This window comes from Paenibacillus sp. 01T422 (assembly GCF_056398785.1).
The window spans coordinates 1-1,820 of sequence record NZ_JBFTQB010001293.1; the positions used below are offsets into that span (position 1 = coordinate 1).

The 1,820-nt window shown below is 43.6% G+C and carries 2 protein-coding genes; one reads left to right on the top strand and one right to left on the bottom strand.

The features are described from left to right. Positions 1 to 228: 228 nt before the first annotated feature. Positions 229 to 633, bottom strand: coding sequence for a CBS domain-containing protein (locus AC1DUA_RS38120; RefSeq protein WP_477504648.1), 405 nt, complete (start codon positions 631 to 633; stop codon positions 229 to 231). Positions 634 to 721: 88 nt separating this feature from the next. Here AC1DUA_RS38120 and AC1DUA_RS38125 point away from each other — a divergent pair, with 88 nt between their 5' ends. Next, positions 722 to 1,681 (top strand): Gfo/Idh/MocA family protein, encoded by a 960-nt coding sequence (locus AC1DUA_RS38125; RefSeq protein WP_477504649.1) that lies wholly within the window; start codon positions 722 to 724, stop codon positions 1,679 to 1,681. The last annotated feature ends 139 nt before the right edge of the window (positions 1,682 to 1,820 follow it).

Below are 1,820 nucleotides of genomic sequence, written 5' to 3' on the forward strand. Positions count from 1 at the left end.
ATCTCAAACATTGACCCCCAATATAACATTACCTGCATTATGTGCAGGTAAATTCGGTACAAACCGTCGGTCAGGCTGATTTCCCATAAATTAGCTGCAGATTTTACATCAAATCAGGTAAATCATGCGGTTTGCAGCCAAATCACCTGCCCTTTATGCAGTAAAAGCCCAGCTTCAAAATTCAAAAAGAAAAAGGAACGGAGGTCCAGCCCCCAGTTCCTTTTCTTTTTAATCCGTAATGTTATTCATATAGTAGGCGATAATATCTTTCCTGCGAATAATGCCTAGAAATATTTGTTTGTCATCGACGACTGGAACAAAATTCTGATCGGCAGCTTTGGCCAGCATATCCTCCATAAACGCATCAATGGAGACACATTCGTTGCGAATATGCTTTTTAATACTGCTTACAGGGATCTCATCCATGTTGTCGAAGGAAACACCCGGTTTATTCTTGAGCGTCCACAAAAGATCGCCTTCGGAGAGTGTTCCAACGTATTTTCCAGCTTCATCAACGATGGGAAGTGCTGTATAATAGTGCTGCTCTAATTGTTCCATTGCTTCCTTCATGGAAGAGGATGACTTGATAAAGGCTACTTTGTCTTTCGGAAATAGAAATGAGGCAGTTTTCATGGTCGTAATTACCTTTCAGGGAATTTTCAAAACATGATACATCCATTAAACCATACTTTTGGCCAAATGGCCTTGAAAGATCTTTCCAATATTTGCCGGAACAGGATGGTTTGCTGAGAAGCACGCAAGCTTGCTAGCTGCTAGGGATGATGCGCGGGTCGTTGCTTTTCTAGGTTCTTCGCTGCCCAAAGCGGAGAAGATCGCACAGAAATTTGCTGGTGCGCAAGCTTTTGACGAGATAGAGCAAATGTTGGATACGGTTAAACCAGACGCTGTATACATAAGTGTGCCGCCTATGGCGCATGGTATGATTGAAGATGCCATCACTCAGCGTAATATCCCATTTTTGATTGAAAAACCAATCGGGTTGGACATGGAAACGGTGAATCGCATCCAAGATCAGGTGGCAAGCAGAGATATCATCACTTCTGTTGGTTATCATATCCGATATACGGACACTGTGCAAAGAGCCAAAGAGCTGCTAGCAACTCGCAAAGTCGGAATGGCGGTTGGCAGTTGGTTAGGAGATATGCCTGGCGTCCATTGGTGGCGTAAGCAAAACGGTTCTGGCGGTCAATTTGTTGAACAAACAACGCATATTGTAGATTTGGTTCGCTATTTGGTTGGCGAGGTGGAGGAAGTCTACGCGGTATATGCGCAGCAGCACATACATACGAAGCACGATGGCGTTGAAGTTGCAGATGTAGGTGCTGTGACATTAAAACTTGCTGGCGGGGCAATAGCGTCAATTACGAATACGTGCATGCTTCCATTTGGACATCGATCGGGTTTGGAACTGTTTACTGATAAAGGTGTTTTGGAAATTCAACAAAATCGCTATTTAAAAAACCATGAAGGTGCACAAACAACGGAGTATAAGAACCTCCTTAATCCATATGAAATCGAGACGGATGCTTTCTTGCATGCGATTAAAACCGGGGATCGGTCACGAATTTTGACAGATTACGCCGACGCGGCTGTCACGCTGCGCATTACCTTAGCAGCATTGGAATCTTCCGTAAGCGGGATGCCTGTTAAATTACGATAGAGATAAGTATGAGGAAAACATCGCTTAATGGCGGTGTTTTTTTCAATATGTATGTTCATGGAGTAGCCTGAGGCATTTTGTTTATGCTCAAGGGATGAAATAACAGCCGATACCGTTTAGCTAGGCACAGCCTTAAAGG

Coding starts and splice junctions, on each gene's coding strand:
- AC1DUA_RS38120 (WP_477504648.1), bottom strand. CDS start 633: ATGAAAACTGCCTCATTTCTATTTCCGAAAGACAAAGTAGCCTTTATC.